We start from the raw sequence: 1,724 nt of genomic DNA on the forward strand, positions 1-1,724 counted from the left end.
CCCCTTGCAGGGGAGGATGGCCGGAATGTCCTGATTAAAGGGTCGAAATATGTTGAGAAAAGTCGCCGCCGCCCTGCTACTCGCCACCGCAATCCCCGCTACAGCGCAAACGACGCCACCCAAGCTGATCGTCGCCATCTCGATCGACCAGTTTTCGGCTGACCTGTTCAGCGAATATCGCCAATATTATAGCGGCGGCCTCAAGCGGCTGACGCAGGGCGCCGTGTTCCCCAAAGGCTATCAAAGCCACGCGGCGACCGAAACCTGCCCCGGCCATTCGACCATCCTGACCGGCAGCCGCCCGTCGCGCACCGGCATCATCGCCAACACCTGGTTCGACCTGTCGACCGCGCGGGACGACAAGGCGATCTATTGTGCCGAGGATGAAAGCGTGTCCGGCAGCAACAGCGGCGACTATGTCGCCTCACCCATCCATCTGAAAGTCCCGACGCTGGGCGGCCGCATGAAGATCGCCAACCCGGCCACCCGCGTCGTCTCCGTCGCGGGCAAGGATCGCGCCGCGATCATGATGGGCGGGCCGACCGCCGACCAGACATGGTGGGTCGGTGGCGCGCAAGGCTTTGTCAGCTATAAGGGCGTCGCCACGCCGCCGCTGGTCGCGAAAATCAACGAAGCCTTCGCCCAGCGCCTGGCCCAACCCAATGCCGGTTTCGACCTGCCGCAACAATGCACGGCCAAGGATTTCCCCGTCGCGATCGGCGCAGGCAAGAGCGTTGGTACCGGCCGCTTCGCCCGCGCTGCTGGCGACTTCAAGAGCTTTCGCGCATCGCCCGAACAGGATGCCATGACCCTGGTGCTGGCCGCCGCCGCGATCGAAAGCATGGCGCTGGGCAAGCAGGCGCAGAGCGACATCATCTCGATCGGCCTGTCGGCAACCGACTATATCGGCCACACCTACGGCACCGAAGGCACCGAAAGCTGCATCCAGGTCGACCGGCTGGATCGCGAACTGGGCGCCTTCTTCGACCGGCTGGACAAGGACGGCATCGACTATGTTGTCATGCTGACCGCCGACCATGGCGGCCACGACCTGCCCGAACGGCATCAGGAAAATGCGATGCCGATGGCCGTTCGCGTCGATGAAGCGCTGACGCCCAAGGCGCTGACCGCGGCGATCGGGGCAAAGACCGGCCTGTCCGGCAAGAAACTGATCTGGGGCGACGGCCCGGCGGGTGACCTGTATTTCGACAAGGGGCTGACCACCGCCCAGCGCGCGACGGTGGAGGCCGAGACATTGAAATTCCTGCGCGGACACCCGCAGGTCGAGGCCGCCTATACCAAGGCACAGATCGCCGCCGTCCCATCCCCCTCCGGCCCGCCGGAAAGCTGGACCCTGCTTCAGGAAGCGCGCGCCAGCTTCGATACGCAGCGGTCGGGCGACATATTGCTGCTACTCAAACCCCGCGTCACGCCGATTGTCGATCCGACCAAGGGCTATGTCGCGACCCATGGCAGCCCATGGGACTATGACCGCCGCGTGCCGATCCTGTTCTGGCGCAAGGGGCTGGCGCATTTCGAGCAACCGCTGGGCGTGGAGACGGTGGATATCTTGCCGACGCTGGCGGCGCTGATCGCCCTGCCGGTCGCGAAGAGCGAGATTGACGGTCGTTGTCTGGATCTGGTGGCGGGTGAAGGGACAAGTTGTCCCGCCCAGTAAACCCGATCACCCACCCACACTCCGTTCGTTTCGAGCGAAGTCGAGA

The 1,724-nt window shown here is 64.4% G+C and carries 1 protein-coding gene; it reads left to right on the plus strand.

The annotated features are described in order from the left end of the window. Window positions 1–49: 49 nt before the first annotated feature. Entirely contained in the window at window positions 50–1,678 is a 1,629-nt protein-coding gene (locus EBBID32_RS21765) for an alkaline phosphatase family protein (protein WP_006967274.1), read from the plus strand. The last annotated feature ends 46 nt before the right edge of the window (window positions 1,679–1,724 follow it).

Origin of the sequence: Sphingobium indicum BiD32, assembly GCF_000382885.1 — a bacterium.
Taxonomy (GTDB): Bacteria; Pseudomonadota; Alphaproteobacteria; order Sphingomonadales; family Sphingomonadaceae; genus Sphingobium; species Sphingobium japonicum_C.

What these genes read in the sequence shown, in the direction of transcription:
- EBBID32_RS21765 (WP_006967274.1), top strand. Translation starts at nt 50, where the DNA reads ATGTTGAGAAAAGTCGCCGCCGCCCTGCTACTCGCCACCGCAATCCCC.